Consider the following 18,698-nt stretch of genomic DNA (forward strand, 5'->3'; position numbering starts at 1 on the left):
GCCGGACCATCGGGCCGCCTGAACGTTGCAATTCGGGGAGACGGAGCCAAGTCTGACATGGTGCTATTCTGGTATCCTCATCCCGGACTGCAAGCCGGAATTCTCGATCGGGCCGCATGACCCTTGCGGCAAAACTTGCTATTGGTCCTGTGCTGTTCCTGCATATGAGAGGCTGCATGACCCGCTGGCAATGGTTGTTGTCCCAGATCCTGCGCAAGCTCTGGCTGCGGGCCAGTGCTTATGCATTGTTGGGCGTCGTTACAGCGCTGATTGCCATCGGCGCGCAATACTATCTGCCGTGGAAGCTGCCCGAAATCGTTGGCGCGGATGCTGTGGACAGCCTTTTGAACATCATCGCTTCCTCCATGCTGGCGGTTACGACCTTCTCGCTCTCTACGATGACCGCAGCCTATTCGGCGGCCACGACCAATGTCACGCCCCGGGCGACGAAGCTGCTGATCGAAGACACGGTCTCGCAAAGGGTTCTTTCCACCTTTGTAGGCTCATTCCTGTTCAGCATCGTTGGCATCATCGTGTTAAAGACGGGTGCGTATGGGCCAAGCGGGCGCTCTGTGCTGTTTATTGTGACGGTGATTGTCGTTGCGCTGGTCGTCTTAAATCTCCTGCGCTGGATTGATCATTTGACTCGCCTTGGCCGGGTGGGAGAGACCACTGACCGCGTCGAATCCGCCACAAAAGCGGCGCTGAAGGAACGGCTGGAAGCGCCCTATCTCGGCGGTGTGCCGCTTGCGCCGGGGGACCGCGATATTCCGGATGGCGCGATGATCGTACGCGCGGAAAAGATCGGGCATCTGCAACATATCGACATGTTCTTGCTGACCGAAATCGCTGATGCACAGGAGCAGGACATCTATGTGCTGCACAATCCCGGTGCCTTCGTTTCGGTCGATACGCCGCTTGCCTGGATGGGGACAACACAGGACGTTGAAGGCATCGGAGCTGAAATCCGCTCGGCCTTCAGTCTGGCCGCTGTCCGCAGCTTCGAACAGGATCCGCGCTTCGGTCTTGCGGTGATGAGCGAGATCGGTTCGCGCGCGATGTCATCCGCGATAAACGATCCAGGCACGGCGCTGGATGTCATTGGGCGTAACACCCGACTGCTCGCCTTCTGGGCTGAGGGGCAGGGGGATCGCGACGAGATTGAGCCCGAGCACCCCCGCATCCATGTCGACCGGCTGAAGGATGACGACCTGTTCGAGGACGCGTTCATGTTGATGGCCCGTGACGGGGCAGGGCTTATCGAGATCCAGTTGCGGCTGCTGAAATGCCTGACCGCCCTGTCACGGATCGGGCCGGAGGCGTTCCGCACTGCCGCACGGCGGCAGGCCGACATGGCCAGCGCGCGCGCAGCGCAGGCGCTGGTCTTTGCCCGGGATCTGGAAAGACTGGAGGCCGCTGCACGCAAATGATCTGTCCGTGGCCTGGCTGATCGCGGGTCAATAGCTGCCGGTCTTGGGATTGATGTGCCGGTTTGAGATGCGCGACCTCTTTCCGGGTTTGTGCGGTGGCTTTTGTCCACGGCTCCGGATCGAGACCCAGGCCACAACTACACCTCCGATAAGGATCGCGCCACCCATGACCGGGACGATCAGGCTTATCCAATCCATTGCTGGCCTCCCTCTGCCCGTGCTCATTAAGTTCGATCATCTGCCTCGGGTCAACACAGCACCCATGCAGTCTGAACAGCTGACCTGCCAAAACACTGGCCGGGCTTTCCCGGCCAGCGCTGGTCCAGGTCAGAAGGTGATCCGCCAGTTGGCGGCGATCCAATTGTCGGCGGATCCGCCTTTTGTGGTGGTATTGCCCATGACAGACAGGGTGGAGCCGCCCATATCGACCTCGAAACCGACAAGCGCCCGCGCCCAGTTCTGCTCGTATCCTGCCGCGCCCAGATCGAAGGCGCCAAGACCGATCACATTCCCGGTGACATTCGATCCGCGATCCTCAAAGCGGTGAACGCCTTCCAGCGTGCCGATCAGGCTGAAGCGGTCAGACAATGCGTAAGAGGCGTCAACGCCGAGCCGGGCTTCGGTGATGTTGTCGCACAGCCGGTTGAACGAGGCAGGAAAAGCGCCGCCGGTCTCGGTATAGCCGCCAAGGCAGGTGTGTGCGTAGGAGAGCTCGCCATATGGCGAAATGTTCGGGGCTGCGTTCTCCCATTGCAGGCGCCCGCGGATACCGTAGCCTTCGACGTCGGCATGACCGAAGGAGCTGTCGATCAGGCCGCCATTGGTGCGATAATTGCGGCTTATGTCGGCGTCGCCCCAAAGCCCGGTGCCGGTCAGAACACCCCAGAGGCCGCGCTCGCTGTCACCGCTGATCTGGCCCAACATCTCCAGCTTGACATATCCGGCACGGACCTCGGTTGATCCGCCCAGGAACGTGTTCTGATCAAAGCCGGTATACCCCAGCACAGTGTTCAGCTGCACCGCGCCGAAATTATAGCCGAGCCCGATCTCGCCGAGCCCGATACGGCCATCGCGGCTGCCGTGGTTGTCGCTTGCGAGATCTCCGCCAAACCACATGGTAAAGCGGCCTTCATCGACCCGGCGATCAAGCGGGCGCGATCCGGCGCCGTTGACGATCAGGCTAAGGCTGCTCAGCGTTGCGGCATTCGTCACGCCAGAGGTTCCGAGACTTGCACCAAGGTCCGTGACCGTGATCAGGCCGCCGCCGCCGGTGTCGCCGTCTTCGTCTTCACCGGTATCTCCATCTCCTCCGCCCGTATCACCATCGCCGTCGCCGGTGTCATCGTCACCGCCATCCCCGTCTCCGGTTCCCTCATCATCGTCATCCTCACCCGGGTCAGAGGTGCCGGTGACACGGGCGATATAGACGCTGCCGTCCCTTGTGGTTCCGACGATGACAGAGCCATCCTCGTTTGTGGCATCGGCACTTGCGGTCAGATCCGAACGTTCGGGTTCGGCGGGATGGCTGCCGATGATGGTCACGCCATTGGCGCGCAGCCAGTCCTCGACCGTCAACATCCCATCATCTTCGGTCCAGCGAAAGCCGCTGTTGCGGCCGCCGGAACCACTGACATCGCCGACGATCACGAGACCGTCGCCCGAAATGTCCCGTCCCATCGACAGCGAACTGGTGGCACCGTTAAGCCCGCCCAGCGAGAAGATCTCGCCATCGACCCAGCGAACGGCCTGGTTGGAATAACCGAGCAGTGAGTGACCCGCGATGACCGTTCCATCCCATGAAATGGCCGCAGCGCCGGCGGTGTTCCTGTTTGCGGTGAAGGCGGCCAATGTAGGCAGCGCAACCATGCCGCCTTCTTCGGTCCAGCGAAATGACTGGAACTGGCTGGTATCGGACAGGGCGGAGCCGACAATCACCGAGCCATCCCAGGAGGCGCCCGTCGCCCGGTCATTGCCGTAGGACTCGCGCCCTTCAAGCCAGCCCAGGCTTTCCATGCCCCCCGCAGCAGTCCAGCGGAATGCCTCGCCCCCGGTTGCGCCCACGTAGCCGACGATGACATTGCCGTCTCCGGAGACAGCTGTCGCTTCGGAAAACGGATTGGTATTTCCCTCAATCGAGCCGAGTGGCTCGAACCCTCCGGCCTCGGTCCAGCGATATGCACGCTGGCCGTAATCTCCGCCCGACACACCGGGCGCGGCTTTGCCGACGATGACACTGCCATCGGCAGAAATGTCCCTTGCCGTGTAATACTGGCTGGCGTTCAGCGGCGCATCGGGGTCGCGTTCGCCCACAGGCCGCACACCGCTGTCGTCTGACCAGACAAATCCGCTGTAAATCCCTTGCGCATAGCTTCGATAGACAGTGCCAACAAAGCTGCTGCCATCCGCCGTCATGCCACCGATCGAGACGGCGTCCGTCAATGCATCGCTGAATTCGTCATCGGCAGGATCATTATCCCCGAAGTAGTCGCGAATTGAGCCGACAGGGTCCAGCCCTGTTTCAATGCTGGCCGCGTCCTGGGCCAGACCCGGGAACGCGGCCAGGAGCGACAATGACGCCCATGCAGTCGACTGAAACAGCTCCTTGTAGATCGGTCGCCTCATGTAAATCTGCCCTTTCAATGCGCTTTCCTGGCAATCGCGAACAACCTAGGGTGAATGGATCCTGCATGGATATCACCTGAACAGGTGAGCGGCAGATGATCTGACCTGTCGTAGGTTCCGGCAGGTCCCTTAAAGGAAATGCTGATCCGGTGGCTCTGAGACTTGCGCCCTTCTCCATCCTCATGCTTGCGGCAACAACGGCACTTGCGGCGGCGGCGGCCTGCCTGTTCATCGCTTTGAGTCAGCCATGGCTCGGGGTAGGGCTGGCCGTCGATCATGATACGGGGCAGGTGCGGATCAGGACGGTCGCACCGGACGGACCCGCCGCCGCCTTGCCGATTGGTACGGCAATTGACGCAATTGGCGGGATAACCATTTCGGCTGGCGATCTGGTCGAAGAGCCGGATGTGGCCGAAAGTTACGCATCGCTTCGTATGTTCTTCGAACGGCAGGATGCGCTCCACGCCGCCCTTTCCGCCTCAACGGTACATGTCGCATCCGGCGGCAATTCACAGGAACTGGCGCCCGGCGGGCACCGACCGCTGACAGACCTGCCTTTGGTCTTCTGGGTGCAGATTCTCGCTGGGTTCACCTGTCTGATGGTCGGAGCCTGGGTCTGGAGCCTGCGCCGGAGCGAGTTGTCCGCCACGCTTCTGCTCATCGCCGGGACCGGAATTTCGGCCGCCGCTTTTGCCGCATCAGCTTATTCCTCACGCGAGATTGCGCTGCCGGGAGACGTGTTTCGTACGTTGTCGGCCATCAACCACCTTGGCGCACTGGCCTTTGGTGTGGCGATGGCATTGCTGTTTCTCGTTTACCCGCGCCGCCTGGCACCGCTGTGGTTTTTGTGGGTTCTGCCTGCCGCCTATTCTGTGATCTGGGCGCTTGATACCGGGTGGATCCTGCTTCCGGGGCCAGCGGAGGGCTATCATCTGCCGACTGTCATCCTGATGGCTGGCATTCTGGCAGGGGCGATCTGGCAATACCGTGCCAGCCGGGCCGATCCAGCCGCGCGCGCGGCCGTCCGTTGGTTCGCGCTTTCGGTCGGGCTCTGTGCCGGTACTTTCGTCACCGTGGTCCTGATGCCCAATCTCTTTGGCCTGCAGCCTGCTGTGTCCCAAGGGTATGCTTTCGTGTTGTTTGCCATGTTGTTCGTCGGAGTCGGGGCAGGTGTTGCGCGCTATCGCCTGTTCGAGCTGGAAAGCTGGGCATTCTCTGTCCTTGGCTATTTCTCGGCAGTGCTGTTGCTGGTGTTGCTTGATGCGGTGCTGATCTCATTTGTGGCGCTTGAGCGCCCCGCCGCCTTTGCCCTGTCCCTGCTGACGGTCGCGCTGGTCTACCTGCCGTTCCGCGAGCGGCTGGCGCGCTGGCTGATGCCCAAGCGCGAGCTCGACAGAGAGGCCCTGTTCGGACATATCATCGATGTGGCGCTGACCCCGGCCGCTGATCGGACAATGGAGTGGCGGCGGGTTTTGCAGGGCACATTCCGTCCATTGCAGATAAACCCGAGCGTCAGGGTCGTGCGCGAGCCCACCATCGCAGAGGAGGGACTTGCGCTTGATGTCCCGGGCATTGCAGGCCTCCCGCCGCTCAAAATGTCCTATGCCCATGCGGGCCAGCGTCTGTTCAGCCCGCAAGATCGCGGCCTTGCCGCCGAGATTTGCACCATGCTTGCTCATGCCATCGCCAGTCGTGACGCACATGAGCGGGGCGCGACCGAAGAACGGACGCGGATCGCGCGTGACATGCATGACAATCTGGGTGCGCAACTTCTGTCTGCGCTCTACAGCCCTGCGCCTGACCGCAAGGATATGCTGATCCGAGAAACGATCTCGGATCTGCGGGACATCGTCAACAACGCCGCGCGCGGTGGCAAGACGCTTGAGGAGGTTCTGGCTGACCTGAAGGTCGAGGCTCTGGAACGGCTTTCGGCAGCAGATATCCGTCTGGATTGGCACGATGACTGCGAAGATGGCAACCGTATGCTGTCGCCGAACGCGGCGCATTCCCTGCGGTCGATTCTGCGGGAGATCATCAGCAATACGATCCGCCATTCCGGTGCCGGCCGGCTGCGCCTGTCGTTTGAAATTCGCGACGGAATCGTTGATTTCCGTGCAAGCGATGATGGGCGGGGACTTGCGGCCGACACTGATAGCAACGGCAATGGTCTGTCCAACATCGAGGCGCGCCTCCTGGCTCTCAAAGGCACACTGGCTCTTGAAGATGCAAAGCCAGGGCTGACCGTTTCTGCTCGCTTTCCCCTTTTGACAGGTGAGATGGCATGACCAGTATCCTGATCGTCGAAGACCTCGCCGAGGCCCGGAAGTGGCTTCGGGGCATTGCCGAGGCTGCTTTCTCAGCGCCACATGAGATTACCATGGCGTCAACCCTGCGCGCGGGCCTCATGGCGGCATCCCAGCAACTCTATGATGTGGCCCTGATTGACCTGGGATTGCCGGATGGCTCGGGGATCGAGATCCTCCGGGCCGTTCGCCAGCGCAGTGCAGACACGCTTTGCGTGATCACGACCGTGATGGGGGATGATGTGCATATCGTTGCTGCCCTTTCTGCCGGGGCCAACGGCTACCTTTTGAAGGAACAACCTTCGGAGACGATCATCCGACAGCTGTCGCAACTCGCGGAGGGTATCCCCGCCCTTTCACCGGCTATCGCGCGGCGGATCATGGAGCATTTCCAGCTGACGGGCCCCGCTGTCACATCGGAAGAGGGCCTGACTGAACGCGAGAAAGAGGTGCTTGCGCTGATCAGCCGCGGGATGCGGAATGTCGATGTGGCCGATCAACTCGCGCTTTCGGGCAATACCGTGGCGACGCATATCAAATCGATCTATCGCAAGCTCGGGATATCTTCGCGAGCCGAGGCGTCGTGGTATGCGACCATGCTCGGACTTTCCCCCGGCAAAGCGGAGTCTGAGAACGGGACGGGCACGCCCTCTGCAGACGGCCCCCATCGCACATGACCGGGCGCGCATGACGGGTATATTCTCGATAGCCCTGCTGGTCCTTCAGGCGATCTTGTTCCTGGCCTGGATGATACTGGCATTTCGGTGGTTGCTCGCCCTGCGTGCCGATGCGGCAGCGGCAAGCGGCGCGGCGATGCCTGGCCTGCGGCAGTCGCTGCGCGCTTTTCGTCGCGCCCTGACGGATCGGCGATACAGAACGGAAAGGCGCCGGTTCGGCCTGCTGACCTTTGCGCTACTGGGTCTGTCAGCGCTTGCGGGTCTGCAGTGAGCTTCTGCCATGTCGGCACCGCCGCACTGCCGCCAAAGCAGCGCCCTCCCGGTGCTGCCCATATGCTCAGCGCATCGGCGCAGGCAGACAGTCACGAGTCGTAGGCCGCAAGCCTTGTGAAATCGACTGCGCCCAACACGCCCTGCATCGCGTCGCTCTCCATGCCCTGCGCTTGCACCAGCACCCGCCCGCCAACCAGCGCGGAAAGCGAACCGTCCTGCTCCAGCATATCCTGCCCCGCGACCTTCACCACTTTGCCCATCATCGCCATCATCTGCGGATTGCCAAGGATGCCGGCCATCTGCGCCACCAGCGGGCTGTCGGCCGTAAGCGTCAGTGAGAAACTGTTGCCCTGCGGATCTGTGTAGCGCGCCTGCACCATATTGCCGGTCATGCCCATCAGAGTCATGCCCTCGGCGGCACTGGCATCGATCTCACGAGCCCAGCCGGTCGGCGCTTCGGGCAGGTAACCTGCAAGCCTTTCGGTTTGCAGCGCGAGAACCGCCCTTGACGCGGCAGTGATTTGTGCCGCCGTACCGTTCAGATCGCCGGCCCCGTAGGCGGTGGTCGCCGCGGCCAGCGCCTCCGACACATCATCGGCATGGGCCATCGGGCTCGAGAACGCGAGCAGGAGAGCAGCACATAGATTTTTCATTATCATCACCTTGAGTTGGAAGGGTTTCAGCCGCCGGACCTGGCCAGATCGACGGTCACGCGGACATCGCAATGCCCGAGACCTGCGGCATCAATCACTGCCTGCGAGGCGCCCTCGGCGCGCACACTCAGTTGTACAAGGATCCGCACAAGGCGTGGGTCGATCAGCTCGGCCTCATAGGTGACGCCGATCCGGACCATCGAAGACATGCCCGCTTCGCTGGCCGCCGGGCCGGTCCCGGTGAAGCGCGTGTCGCTGAGCCGCGTCCAGTCGATGGCGCGGGCCGTGCCCTCCATGCGGATCCGGTCCGGGTGGAAGCTGCCGCCCCAGGCGATATCGCGCGGAAAGACCATCGCTTCAGTGACGGGCTCCAGCGCAGCATCCAGCCCGGGTGGGCACTGGCTCACATGGCGGTCGGTGACGGTGCCGATCCACTGGCCGTCTTCGGGGACCAGCGCATCGAACAGCTCCAGCGGGCATTCGCCATCGCCCCCGGCGGCAAGGTCGATCTCGGTCAGGGAGAGCGGGCTCCAGATATAGGTGCCGTCATAACGGACAAGGGTGGTGGTCCCGGCGGGCGCGGGTGTGCCAAGGACGACCTCGGCCTCCTGCATCGTCAGCGAGGACAGCGCACAGCGGCAGCCTCCGGCGCTGCATTCGGCAACGGTCAGTTTTTCCTGCGCAAGGGCCGGAGCGGCGGCAAACAGGGCGACAAGGGCCAGGACAAGACGGTTCATTCTGCGCTCCATCCGGGAACCAGCTGCGACATCGGGTCATCACCCTGCGGCGTGAAGACTGCGCCGCCGAAACGTGGCGTGAAGGACAGGCTGGGCGCGAGGGTCGCCATCGCCGCGTCGGTGGCCGCATCTTCTGCGCCGAAAAGACAAAGCGGGCCAAGCGGGCTTTCCAGACAACGGCCGTTGCTTTCCAACCATTGCAGCGGGTTCAGCGCCAATATGCGCCCATCCGGCCCTGTGAAAGCCGCGCTCGGGCGGTCTGCCCGGGCACCCGCAGCGGTTTCAGCAAAGAAAGCCTCGGTCAGGGTCCAGCCCTCGGGGAGCCTCATCGAGAGCCCGGTTTCAGGGTCGGTGTAAGGGGTGCCGGGCAGGCCCGGAATGGCCGCTTCCTCGCCCATCCCCTCGCTTTCAAGGCCCACCGGAATCTCGAACGCCTGTCCCGGTGCAGCCGCCACGGTGATCTTGGCGGCAAAGAACATGCCGCTGTCGGCCAGGCCCTCGATCCGCCAGCGCCCCGGAGAAAGCTCTGCCTGCCATGGGCCGCTGAAGGCTTCGGGCATTGCCACAGCCTCGGGTGCATCGGGGGCGGGAGCAAGAGGCGTGGCGCTCCAGGAAATACGCTCGGCCTCGAACCCGGCGGGCGTGGTGATCCGCACCGGCGACAGTACGGGCGCGGTCGCCTCGACACCGACGGGCAAGGGCATGGAAAAGATCATCCGCCGGTCCGGCCTGCGGCCCAGAACGTAGCGCAACTCATAGATGCCCGCTTCGGCCGGGGCTGTCAGTCTGGCCGCACCTTCGGGGCGATCACCCGGTTCGATGGTTTCCGCCGTATAGGCCCAGGAAAATTCCTCCGATGAGATGTCGGCACCCGGCCGGGCGATCTCGATCCAGTCATCTGCATTCGCCGGGCCGGACCATAGGACGGTGAATTCCTCACCGGGTGCCACCGGGCCGGTCAGCGTCAGACTGGCAGTGGCCGGCGCACCAAGCCCGACATAGGGCACGGTCAGTCCAACAATGCCGGGTTTCATTCCCGCGACGAAGCCCTCTTCGGGCGGATAGACATCGGCGTGGAATTCGGTGCCCGGACGGAAAGCGAAACAGCGGGCGTGGTCGACAAAGTAGCTGCCAGCAGGCTCGTAGCGCCACGAGCCGCAATTGCCATCCGCCTCGCAGATGGCGCGGCATTGTTCGGGGGTGCCGTCACCGGGGAAATCGAAAGCGGCGGGCTCTGGAAGGTCAGGGCCAAATGCATAGCCGGTGGGGGCCAGCGCAAAGCCCGGCATCCAGACAGCGCCGGGGAAACGGCGGCTCTCTCGCACCGTTTCGGGGATCTCCAATGGCGCGATCTCGGGCGCTGGTGTGTCGCTGATCGCCTGCTCCAACGCACTGGCCAGCGCGCCTGCATCCGATGCGGGCAGATAGCGGCCCCCGGTGTTCTCGGCGATGCAGGCCACCTCAGCCCCTTCCTCGCGGGTCAGGCCAAAGCCGATGACATGGGCGGTGAAATCCACCCCCGAGGCTTCGAGCTCGGCGGCAAGGGCGCAGGGGTCGGCCTCGCAGGTCTCGATCCCGTCGGTCACCAGCACCACCGTGGCGGGTTCTTCGGTGCTGCGCAGCGCCTCGGCCGCCTGTCGTACGGCTTCGGTCAAGGGGGTTTTGCCCTGAAAGCGCATCGCATTGACGGCGTCCAGGATCTGTGCGGCGGCGCCCGCTGCGGGAGGCACTATCAATTCGATATCGGCGCAGTTCCCGCGTTCCCGGTGGCCATAGGCCATCAGGCCGATTACCCGGCTTTCGGGAAGGGGCTCCAGCACGCCTGCCACCGTCTCGCGGGCGATCTCCAGTTTGGTCCTGCCGTCGATCTGCCCCCACATCGAGCCGGAGCCATCCATGACGATCATCGTCGTGGTCTGTGCCGCAACTGGAACTGCAATAAACATGGCAAAGACCGCCGAGAGGAGGCGGGCATAAGGAAGGCGCATCAATATCTCCGTGGAAACCGGCTTTGGAGGGATCATGACGTGGCCTGTTCATGCCGTCTCGGGGTCGGCGGCATCAAATACAGGGTATGCGGAACTGCCAGGTCATTTTTGGTCACGAAGGTGCAGGATCGCCGCATTGCGCCTGTCACTCGGTGTCTGGCCATAGGCCTGCCGATAGCATTGGTTGAACCAGGAAAGATCACCGAAGCCTGCATTGGTCGCGATCCTGCTGACGGGCAGGCCGAAAAGCGCAGGGTCCGACAACTGCCGCTCGGCCAGGATAAGGCGGCGGCGCAACACATGGTCGGAGAAGGACTCTCCTTCATCGGCAAAGAGCGCACGCATATAGCGCGGCGATATCCCATGCCGCGCGGCCATCCAGTCGGGCGAAAGGTCAGGGTTCGTCAGGTTGCGCGCTATATCGGCCCGGATCGCGCGCAGCCGCGCCACGCGGGCGCCGCGCCCGCGCGCGACCTGTTCGCTGTCCCGATCCGCGCCGATCGCCAGCAACACCAGATCCTGAAGATGCACCCCGCAGCGTTCCAGATCCTCGGCCGGCAGTTGCGCAGCCTCGGCATGTATCGCGCGGGCATAGGCCAACATCAGCCGCCATTGTGGCGTCAAGGCGATCTGGCTGCGCAATGGCAGCCGGTCTGCCGCCGGTCCGAGCAACACGCGCGGCAAGGAGAGGTAGAACGCATGCGTGCCTTCTCCCTCAAATCTGGCGGACCCGGTCTCTTCGGTGGGATCTATGTAGATGGCGCCGGCAGCAAGCGCCTGTTCGTTGCCACCACGCTGGCGGATGGTGAAACCGCCAGCCACAGGAATGTGGAGCAGCATGTTGTCCCCGGTGCCTGCCGCCTGCGCCAACGTGCGGTTGGTCACGCAAGCAGAATGACGGGTATCGGCAAAGATCGCCTGACCGATCAGCGCGATTCGGGTGCGCGAAGCAAATCCCTCTCCTGCCGGCGCGATAAGTAGTTGGCATATGTTGGCGCAGGCCGCCTCGAATTCTGCGACCCGGTGGCGCGGGTCCAATGCGGCGGTATCGAGTTCGACGTGGGGCATTGCGGCCAACCGGCTGATGAGGATTGTGGTGGAGCTTGCTACCACGAATCCATCTGTCAATCGCATTGATCCATGGGGCGGAGCCAGCACAGATTACCGACGCTCGCAAGATTTTCGAAGACGCCTCAAGCTTTGGCAGGCTGCAGGTGCTGCTTGAATCGCAGTGACCCAATCGAAGTGATCTGGAGCATTTGGCCGGTGGAGTGGTTGCTACGACCTTTTCCGGGGCGCACTTCTGGAAGCGTCCCTCTCGCTGGCCGTCGGGCATTCAGGGATCAGTCTTTCCCTCTTTCCGGCTTCTTTGATCGTGGGTTTGCGGATCGGCGGCACGCTCTGATTGCGCTTCCTGCCCAGTCCCTCTTTACGTTCGAGCGCTTCGGCGGCATGTGCCGATCCGGTGGCCTGGCCAGTATCCGATCTGGTGCAGCGTCCTGCCCGTGGCCCGCAGGGCGGTGGGGAAGGGCGCAAGCTCGCCTGTTCACAGCCCGGGTGATAATCGCCGGTGGTTGCCTGTCGGATCTGCCTGGCGGTTTCTTCAGGATCGCCGCTGTCTCCTGTCTCTCTGGGAGTGACGGGACCGCTCGCCTGCGTCCTCTGTGCTGGGCTGATCTGGCCGAAGAGCAGCGCGCGAGCGCGCTTCGACGTCTCGGCGCAACAGCGTCGTGGGACTTTCTTCCCCTGACGGCGGTGCCGTCATTCCTCGCGGAAGACAAGAAAGCCCTGCCTGTGCTGTCAGGGTCCCGGAGGGACTGCGCCGGCCGTCGTCCCCGGCCTGTCGATCGCCATCGAGGCCGCAATGGAGCGGGCCCGAACACGAGAGAATGGAGACAGACAATGGCGACCATCGGCACCTTCAAGAAGACCGGCAACGAATACACCGGTGAAATCGTTACCCTGAGCGTCCAGGCCAAGGGCGTGCGCATCGTCCCCGACCTGCGGGCCACCGGCGAGAATGCGCCCTCGCACCGCATTCTGGTAGGCCGCGCGGAGATCGGTGCCGCCTGGTCAAAGCGCTCGAACGAGGGGCGGGACTATCTGGGTCTGAAACTGGACGATCCGAGCTTCGCACACCCGATCTACGCCAACCTCTTCGACGACGAGGACGGCGAGGGCTCGAGCCTGATCTGGTCGCGCCCCAACAGCCGCCGGGGGGAGTAGTCCCCCCAACCAGGGCCCCGGTCGAAAGGCCGGGGCCTTCGCATTGCTTCCACAATGCCCAATGACGCTCGGCCAGCAGCAGCCGATACTTCTCCTGCTTCGTAAAGCACGGGCTCGTGTCATTGCAGGAGATCGTCAGCGGGGCGCCTCACCGCAATCCGCCTGCGCCGCATCGCACAAGTTGCGGCGCGTCCGGTAGGCGACTGGAACCCGCCGATTGGTACGAGACCGACCCTACGCGGGCTTTCCTCGCCAGATAGATATGATGGAAGGCATCCACCCGCCCGCCGGGCAATTGCACGTCCTCGCGCTGCCAGTCCCAGCCAAGTTCGTTGAGCCTGTCCTCAAAAAGATCGAAGATTTCTGCGGACCAGAAGGCCGCAATCCCGCCTGGTCGCAGGGCGTCCCGCACCACGTTCAGACCGTTTTGTCCGTAGAGGCGCTGATTGTCATCGCGGACCAGGAAATCCGGCCCGTTGTCGGTATCCATCAGGATCACATCGAAGCCCGGGTCGCTTTCGGCAAGCAGGTCCATCACATCCATGATCCGCAGCTCCACCCGCGAATCGCGCAGTGGATGATCGGCCAGGGGGGCCAGAACTGCATGGTTCCATTCCGCAATCGCCGGGATCAACTCGCAGACAGTGACCTCTGCATCGGCGGGCGAGAGATCGAGCGCAGCCCGCAGGGTGAAGCCCATGCCGAGACCGCCGATCAGCAGGCGGGGTTGGGGTGCGCCACCAACCCGCCGCAGGCTGCGCTCGGCAAGCACCGCTTCGGAGCGCCACATGATGTTCGACATCAACTCGATGCCGTTGAAGCGGATCTCATAGATATTGCCGCGTTTGCGCAGCAGGATATCGTCGCCCGCCTCGGTCGAGGCGCGGGCCAGTTCAGTCCAGAGTGTCATGACAAATCCCTCGGCCCCGTCAGGGTGCCGGTCTGATATGTTGCAGGGGAATGGTCTGGGGTTGCCCGGCGGTCAGTGCATGTTCAGCGCACGGGCAACCCCAGACACATGGCGTGCCTTGGTCCCGATCAGCAGCGGGAAAAGCGCCGCGCTGGATTTGCTACCAATATGATCGCTCATGACCGCTCTTGTGCCTGATCAACCCGTCTGGGGCAATGGTAGGGGTGAATTGCGAGTCTGAGCTGAATGCCGGCTGGCTGTTTTCGGGCCCGTATTCCCCCCGGGGATCGCCGTGCGTGGCCTTCTCCGATGCCTTTGTTAGCGGCATGGCTCTATGCTTGGGGCCTAAGGTCGTGAGCGGCTCCGCCAAAATATTCATCTTCAATTCGCGGACCGGCTTTCACCGGCTTCAAAACGCCGAAGAACGTGCCCATCTTGCTCCGAGGCCAGCGGCAGCGGAGGCATCCCGTCACGGGACACGGCCCCTGTCAGAGCCAAAGCCCCATCCCCGCTTCCATTCGCAAACCTTGGTCCGATCCGTCTCTTTGAAATCAACCCGCAAGGGGTCGGCTTGACGCTTCGCGTGCCGCCCTCGGGGATTCGGGCAAAAGGCCCGAACGCCCGAGGGTGATTGCAGATCCGGTCAGACACTTCGGGCGCCTGTCGAGCGGGGGATGGTCCCTCGTCTCCAAAGACAGGAGCCAGTCCCATGTCCAAGAAGGATGCCACCGCTTTTGCCGCCAGCCTGGCCGCCACGCTGATGGTCTCGATCGTCGTGTTTCAGGCCGGCGATGGCAGCCATGCCGCCATGCCCGCCGATGAATATGATGGCGATGAGACGCTCATCGCCCTCGAGATCGACCCCTGGCAGTGAGGCGCGTAAGCGCCTCACCCCCTTTGGGCGGCTTTCGCTGTGCGCCGCGCCGTCCACCCGGGGGGCGCGATCACCCGCCTGTGGCGCGCGCCGCGCAACGGTGCCGGGATGAACCCCGGCAGGGGAGAGGCCGAGGAGGGGTCCGGGAAGGGTGAGCCTTCCGGTCCCAGAGAGAGCGCCGGTCGGCTTCGCCTGTCCTTTGCTCTCAGGAGACATCCCATGACCCACGATATCGCAGCATCCCCGGAAGCCAGCCTGGCCGCCACCATGGCGCAGTTCGATGCCTCGCAGCTGGCGCATCAGACGCTCAGTACGACTGCAATGGCACAGAACAAGGACACCCTGTTTGCGGCCATGCGCGCCGCCGGGATCACCGAGATCATCGTCACCTTCGACGGCGCTGGCGACAGCGGGCAGATTGAGGATATCGACGCCCGCCGCGGTGACGCCGTTGTGCCAATGCCGGACACGGCAATCACGCTCGCGCAGGTCAGCTGGGGCATCAGCGAGATTTCGACCAGCAGCATGTCGCTCTCTGAGGCGGTCGAGACCCTGGCCTACGATCTCCTCTCCGATAGCCATGGTGGCTGGGAGAACTGCGATGGCGCGTTCGGCGAGTTCCATTTCGACGCCGCGGCCGGGACGATCCTGCTCGACTACAACGAGCGGTTCACCTCGTCCGAGCAATTCAACCACAGCTTTTGAGGGCGGGGAACATGGCACATCCCTATCATCATGCCCTGTCCTCGGTGAAGAAATGGGGCGGCGTGGTCGAGGATTACACCGACCTGCACTCCTGGTTCGATGCCTCGAAGCTGATCCTTGCTGACTTCCGGCATCGTGCGCTGCGCCATCATGCCGAGGGCATCTTCCTCATGGAAACCGTATTCGGCAAGACGCTGACTCTTTCCTCGGGCCGGGTGATCCCGACCCGTTGGGTGGGCGAGCAGCATGTCCGTGAGGATCTCGGCCACATCCCGAGCTTCGCCGACTGGGCGCGCGCGATCCGCCCTGAACCCTGGATGGGCCGCACCCAGAAGATCGAGACCGAAGTGGAGCCGTTGCAGACTGCTCCGACCCGGACACCTGATCCATTTTATCCCCTTCTCGGCCTTTCCCCCGATGTCTCAGGGTTTACGGTACTTCGCGCCGCGGCTCGGGCCTTCCATCCCACTATCCGCAGGGATCCCGGTCTCAGGCTCGCCCGGCGGCGGTTCTACCGCCAGATGCTGGCCGCCCATGCGACTGCAGCGCCGCAAGGCTCTCCCACGTCCCCGGGCACCTGACCCTTTCCTTCAGTCCAATCCCGACCAGACCCGGCCTCGCGCCGGGCTTTCCATTTCTGACAAGGAGCCTGTCATGGCCGACTATTTCACCCATTTCTCCTGCCTGCTTGATGCGGGCTCGCCTGAGAATGCCGCCAAGGCGATGGCGCTGTTCCACCGCTTGCGCGCTGAAGAGGCGGACGCCGATGAGCCTGCATTCAACGGCTTCGATCTCGTCCAGCAGGACGGACCGGGCGGCGCGCAGCTTTGGATCCATGATGATGATCAGGGCGATGTTGAGGGCGTCATCAATTTCGTGCTTCGTCTCGCCGAAGAGCTGAACCTTTCCGGCCTCTGGGGCTTCGACTTCGCTCACACCTGCTCTCGCCCCAGGGTCGAGGCTTTCGGTGGCGGGGCGCATGTCATCGATCTCGGGGCCCGCAAGAGCCTCGGCTGGATCAGTACGCATGAATGGCTGACCGCCGCTCTGAATGGCGAGGACATCGACGCCGTGGAGGCGGTCGCAGGATGAACACCACGGTTCCGATCATACCCGCCTCTCCCTCCCGGTTTCTGCCCGTCGTCGAGTTTGGTCGCAGCGACGATGACCTGCTGGTCGCGCGCGTCGGCGACACCGCCTTTGCTATGGTGCCGACCCGGGCGGGACGGCATTTCCTGGCGACGGGCTGGCGGCTTTCTCGCCCGCTCGACACTTGGCGGCGCGATGACTTCTATGGCCATTCCGGTGATGTGGCCGACGAGGCCGCTTTCCGGGCGCTGGTTACGGAGAACGCAGAACACCAGCGTGAACGCGCGGCACTCAGGCGCCGTGAAATCGCCTCCCGGGCGCATACGCCCTGGGGCGCGTCTCAGGGCGCGATGACCTATGGTGAAGGTGTGCTCTGCCATTCCACCGCCGGGCATGGCGGATTCCAGCTTGCGCCAGAGCAGAATGCCCGTGTGCATCCGCTGCTGCGTTCCTCCTCCGGGTTCTACGAGGAGGACGCTGAATGGGCGGCGGTCGCGCAGGCTTTGCCGGAACTGTGTACAGCCTATGAACGCCGCCTGTCCGATGAGACACTGCGCAATCACTGGCCGGAAGCCTGGGAGGCCATTCATGGCTGCGCCCTTCAGCCCGGCGAATCCCGGGAGCGGGATCGCCAGGCCTTCGAGCGTCAACATGCCGGGGACTGGATCGTGATCTCGGCGGTCAGTTCGGATCGTTTTCCGGGTTTCGTGGAAACGACGGCTACGCCGGGAGCGAAGCGTGGCCCGGGCGTCGAGTGCCGCCGCTTCCTCATTCCGTCAGTCGAGTATGAACCGGGTCAGTTCGGGTTCGTGGTCGATCCCGCACGGCATCAAGATCTGGTCGATGGAACTGGTTGACCAGCCATGCCGACAATCTCGGCTGCGCGTGTCTGGCGCGCGGCCGAGAGGGAGAGGTGGGGTCGGGCCAAAGCGACGGGTCATGAGGTGGGAGAGAGGCTTCCGCTGCCCGTCGTGGAGACACCGCGATGACCTATTCAGGTTCCACTGAAGGGTTCCTGTCCGCCGGGCGGGTGCTGATCAGCCAGACCCTTGCGCAGCTTCGACTGGCGCCGCGCACTCCTCTGACCATCACCTGTTCCGGTGAGGCGCGCTATCTCGATCCGGATCTCGAGCAGTGGGCGTTCGAGCGCAGCGTTTGCCTCGGCGCCTGTGACAGCCTCGTGGACGCGATGATGCTGGTGTCAACGCGCCTTGGAAGTGGCGACATTGCCTGTGGCGATGATCCCGCGCTCGGCTTCACGCCACAGCTGATCGCGGTGGTTGATGCCGATCAGGGGCTGGTGCTGGCTGGCGAGGTTGCAAATGGTGGCGTGACCTGGCTTCAACCCGTCCGAAGCGATGCAGAAGCGCGGGCGGTGGTCAGCCTGGCCTGCAGCCAGCGGGCTGAAGCGCAGCATCTTGCGGATCTCGGCAGACATGCCGAAGCCAACCGTCTGCGCAGGCAGGCGGCCGCGACCGAGGGGCGCCTGGTCGATCCGTTCTGGCGCGATGCCGCGCAGCTTGTGCTTCTGCAGCGGAGGGCCGCGTGATGCCGACGATCATCGAGATCACGGTCTATCGCTTTGACGAGCTGCCGGATGCCGGGAAAGACAAAGCCCGGGCCTGGTACCGTGAGGGCGCCTTTGATCACGACTGGTATGATGCCGTCTACGAGGACTTCCAGCGCATTGCGGAAATCCTCGGAATCCGTCTGCGGACCCGGACATCCCGGCTGATGGGCGGCGGGATCAGCGAAAGCCCCTGCATCTGGTTCACCGGGTTCTGGTCACAGGGGGACGGGGCAGCGTGGGAGGGCACCTATTCCTTTAGCAAAGGCTCTGCCTCAGCCATTCGCTCCTATGCGCCAAAGGACCGGGAGCTGCATCGGATTGCAGATGCGCTCCTCGCGATCCAGCGCAGGAACTTATACCAGTTGCAGGCGGACGTCCGCCATCGCGGCAACACCTATCATGCCTTCACCATGGACATTGACGTCACCCGCGAAAGCCCGGTTGGGCAGGACATGACCGAAGATGCCGAGAGCACTGTCACCGACCTGCTGCGCGATCTTGCCCGTTGGCTCTACCGACAGCTCGAGCAGGAATACGACTATCTGTCTTCCGATGCTGCCGTCGATGAGGCAGTGCTCGCTAATGGCTACACGTTCACGGAAAGCGGGCGGAGGGCCTGATCAACCGGATTCCGGCCGAGC

General features: G+C 63.3%; 17 protein-coding genes and 1 pseudogene. 12 read left to right on the forward strand and 6 right to left on the reverse strand.

Annotated features, from left to right (window positions below):
- The first annotated feature begins 116 nt into the window (after nt 1–116).
- A complete protein-coding gene (locus tag XINFAN_RS20720) occupies nt 117–1,430 on the forward strand; it encodes a DUF2254 domain-containing protein (protein ID WP_199286492.1) in 1,314 nt (437 codons plus the stop codon).
- A 327-nt stretch (nt 1,431–1,757) separates the two neighbouring features.
- On the opposite strand, the gene XINFAN_RS20725 is transcribed toward XINFAN_RS20720, so the two are convergent.
- Nucleotides 1,758–4,070 carry an autotransporter domain-containing protein gene (locus tag XINFAN_RS20725; RefSeq protein ID WP_124088746.1) on the reverse strand — a complete coding sequence of 771 codons (2,313 nt, stop codon included), beginning with the start codon at nt 4,068–4,070 and terminating at the stop codon, nt 1,758–1,760.
- Between the two features lie 131 nt (nt 4,071–4,201).
- Here XINFAN_RS20725 and XINFAN_RS20730 point away from each other — a divergent pair, with 131 nt between their 5' ends.
- Genes XINFAN_RS20730 through XINFAN_RS20740 form a run of 3 tightly spaced genes read left to right on the forward strand, consistent with a single transcriptional unit; the run spans nt 4,202 to nt 7,303 of the window.
- Entirely contained in the window at nt 4,202–6,337 is a 2,136-nt protein-coding gene (locus tag XINFAN_RS20730; protein WP_199286493.1) for a sensor histidine kinase, read from the forward strand.
- Nucleotides 6,334–7,032: a LuxR C-terminal-related transcriptional regulator gene (locus XINFAN_RS20735; RefSeq protein WP_124088747.1), complete on the forward strand. Its 699-nt coding sequence runs from the start codon at nt 6,334–6,336 to the stop codon at nt 7,030–7,032. The genes XINFAN_RS20730 and XINFAN_RS20735 overlap by 4 nt, the downstream gene beginning before the upstream one ends.
- Nucleotides 7,033–7,042: 10 nt before the next feature.
- The gene (locus tag XINFAN_RS20740; RefSeq protein WP_124088748.1) at nt 7,043–7,303 is read left to right on the forward strand and encodes a hypothetical protein; all 261 of its coding nucleotides are present in this window, start codon (nt 7,043–7,045) and stop codon (nt 7,301–7,303) included.
- A gap of 91 nt (nt 7,304–7,394) precedes the next feature.
- Here the strand turns inward: XINFAN_RS20740 and XINFAN_RS20745 are convergent, their stop codons facing one another.
- The 4 genes from XINFAN_RS20745 to XINFAN_RS20760 all read right to left on the reverse strand — a co-directional run bounded on the left by XINFAN_RS20745 (nt 7,395) and on the right by XINFAN_RS20760 (nt 11,751).
- Nucleotides 7,395–7,958: a hypothetical protein gene (locus XINFAN_RS20745; RefSeq protein ID WP_124088749.1), complete on the reverse strand. Its 564-nt coding sequence runs from the start codon at nt 7,956–7,958 to the stop codon at nt 7,395–7,397.
- Nucleotides 7,959–7,984: 26 nt separating this feature from the next.
- Nucleotides 7,985–8,695: a hypothetical protein gene (locus XINFAN_RS20750; RefSeq protein WP_124088750.1), complete on the reverse strand. Its 711-nt coding sequence runs from the start codon at nt 8,693–8,695 to the stop codon at nt 7,985–7,987.
- Nucleotides 8,692–10,683: a VWA domain-containing protein gene (locus XINFAN_RS20755; protein WP_124088751.1), complete on the reverse strand. Its 1,992-nt coding sequence runs from the start codon at nt 10,681–10,683 to the stop codon at nt 8,692–8,694. The genes XINFAN_RS20750 and XINFAN_RS20755 overlap by 4 nt, the downstream gene beginning before the upstream one ends.
- 102 nt (nt 10,684–10,785) lie before the next feature.
- Nucleotides 10,786–11,751 (reverse strand): helix-turn-helix transcriptional regulator, encoded by a 966-nt coding sequence (locus XINFAN_RS20760; RefSeq protein WP_160144687.1) that lies wholly within the window; start codon nt 11,749–11,751, stop codon nt 10,786–10,788.
- Between the two features lie 834 nt (nt 11,752–12,585).
- On the opposite strand from XINFAN_RS20760, the gene XINFAN_RS20765 reads away from it, so the two are divergent.
- Nucleotides 12,586–12,909, forward strand: coding sequence for a DUF736 domain-containing protein (locus XINFAN_RS20765; RefSeq protein ID WP_124088753.1), 324 nt, complete (start codon nt 12,586–12,588; stop codon nt 12,907–12,909).
- 148 nt (nt 12,910–13,057) lie between these two features.
- Here the strand turns inward: XINFAN_RS20765 and XINFAN_RS20770 are convergent, their stop codons facing one another.
- Nucleotides 13,058–13,819 (reverse strand): spermidine synthase family protein, encoded by a 762-nt coding sequence (locus XINFAN_RS20770; RefSeq protein WP_199286494.1) that lies wholly within the window; start codon nt 13,817–13,819, stop codon nt 13,058–13,060.
- A gap of 709 nt (nt 13,820–14,528) precedes the next feature.
- Between XINFAN_RS20770 and XINFAN_RS22070 the strand changes: the two genes are divergently transcribed.
- From XINFAN_RS22070 to XINFAN_RS20800, 7 genes and pseudogenes are all read left to right on the forward strand, one after another.
- Nucleotides 14,529–14,693, forward strand: coding sequence for a hypothetical protein (locus XINFAN_RS22070; RefSeq protein ID WP_169742256.1), 165 nt, complete (start codon nt 14,529–14,531; stop codon nt 14,691–14,693).
- A gap of 219 nt (nt 14,694–14,912) precedes the next feature.
- Nucleotides 14,913–15,398, forward strand: a complete 486-nt coding sequence (locus tag XINFAN_RS20775; protein ID WP_124088754.1) for a DUF6878 family protein — start codon at nt 14,913–14,915, stop codon at nt 15,396–15,398.
- Nucleotides 15,399–15,409: 11 nt separating this feature from the next.
- Nucleotides 15,410–15,769, forward strand: a pseudogene (locus tag XINFAN_RS20780) (DUF6915 family protein); the annotation flags it as partial.
- 283 nt (nt 15,770–16,052) lie between these two features.
- Nucleotides 16,053–16,490 (forward strand): hypothetical protein, encoded by a 438-nt coding sequence (locus XINFAN_RS20785; RefSeq protein ID WP_124088755.1) that lies wholly within the window; start codon nt 16,053–16,055, stop codon nt 16,488–16,490.
- Nucleotides 16,487–17,344: a DUF7007 domain-containing protein gene (locus tag XINFAN_RS20790; RefSeq protein ID WP_124088756.1), complete on the forward strand. Its 858-nt coding sequence runs from the start codon at nt 16,487–16,489 to the stop codon at nt 17,342–17,344. The genes XINFAN_RS20785 and XINFAN_RS20790 overlap by 4 nt, the downstream gene beginning before the upstream one ends.
- A gap of 128 nt (nt 17,345–17,472) precedes the next feature.
- A complete protein-coding gene (locus tag XINFAN_RS20795) occupies nt 17,473–18,036 on the forward strand; it encodes a hypothetical protein (RefSeq protein ID WP_124088757.1) in 564 nt (187 codons plus the stop codon).
- Nucleotides 18,036–18,677 carry a DUF8835 domain-containing pootine gene (locus XINFAN_RS20800; protein ID WP_124088758.1) on the forward strand — a complete coding sequence of 214 codons (642 nt, stop codon included), beginning with the start codon at nt 18,036–18,038 and terminating at the stop codon, nt 18,675–18,677. The genes XINFAN_RS20795 and XINFAN_RS20800 overlap by 1 nt, the downstream gene beginning before the upstream one ends.
- Nucleotides 18,678–18,698: the final 21 nt, after the last annotated feature.

It is taken from the genome of Pseudogemmobacter humi (genome assembly GCF_900609055.1).
Lineage (GTDB): Bacteria > Pseudomonadota > Alphaproteobacteria > Rhodobacterales > Rhodobacteraceae > Pseudogemmobacter > Pseudogemmobacter humi.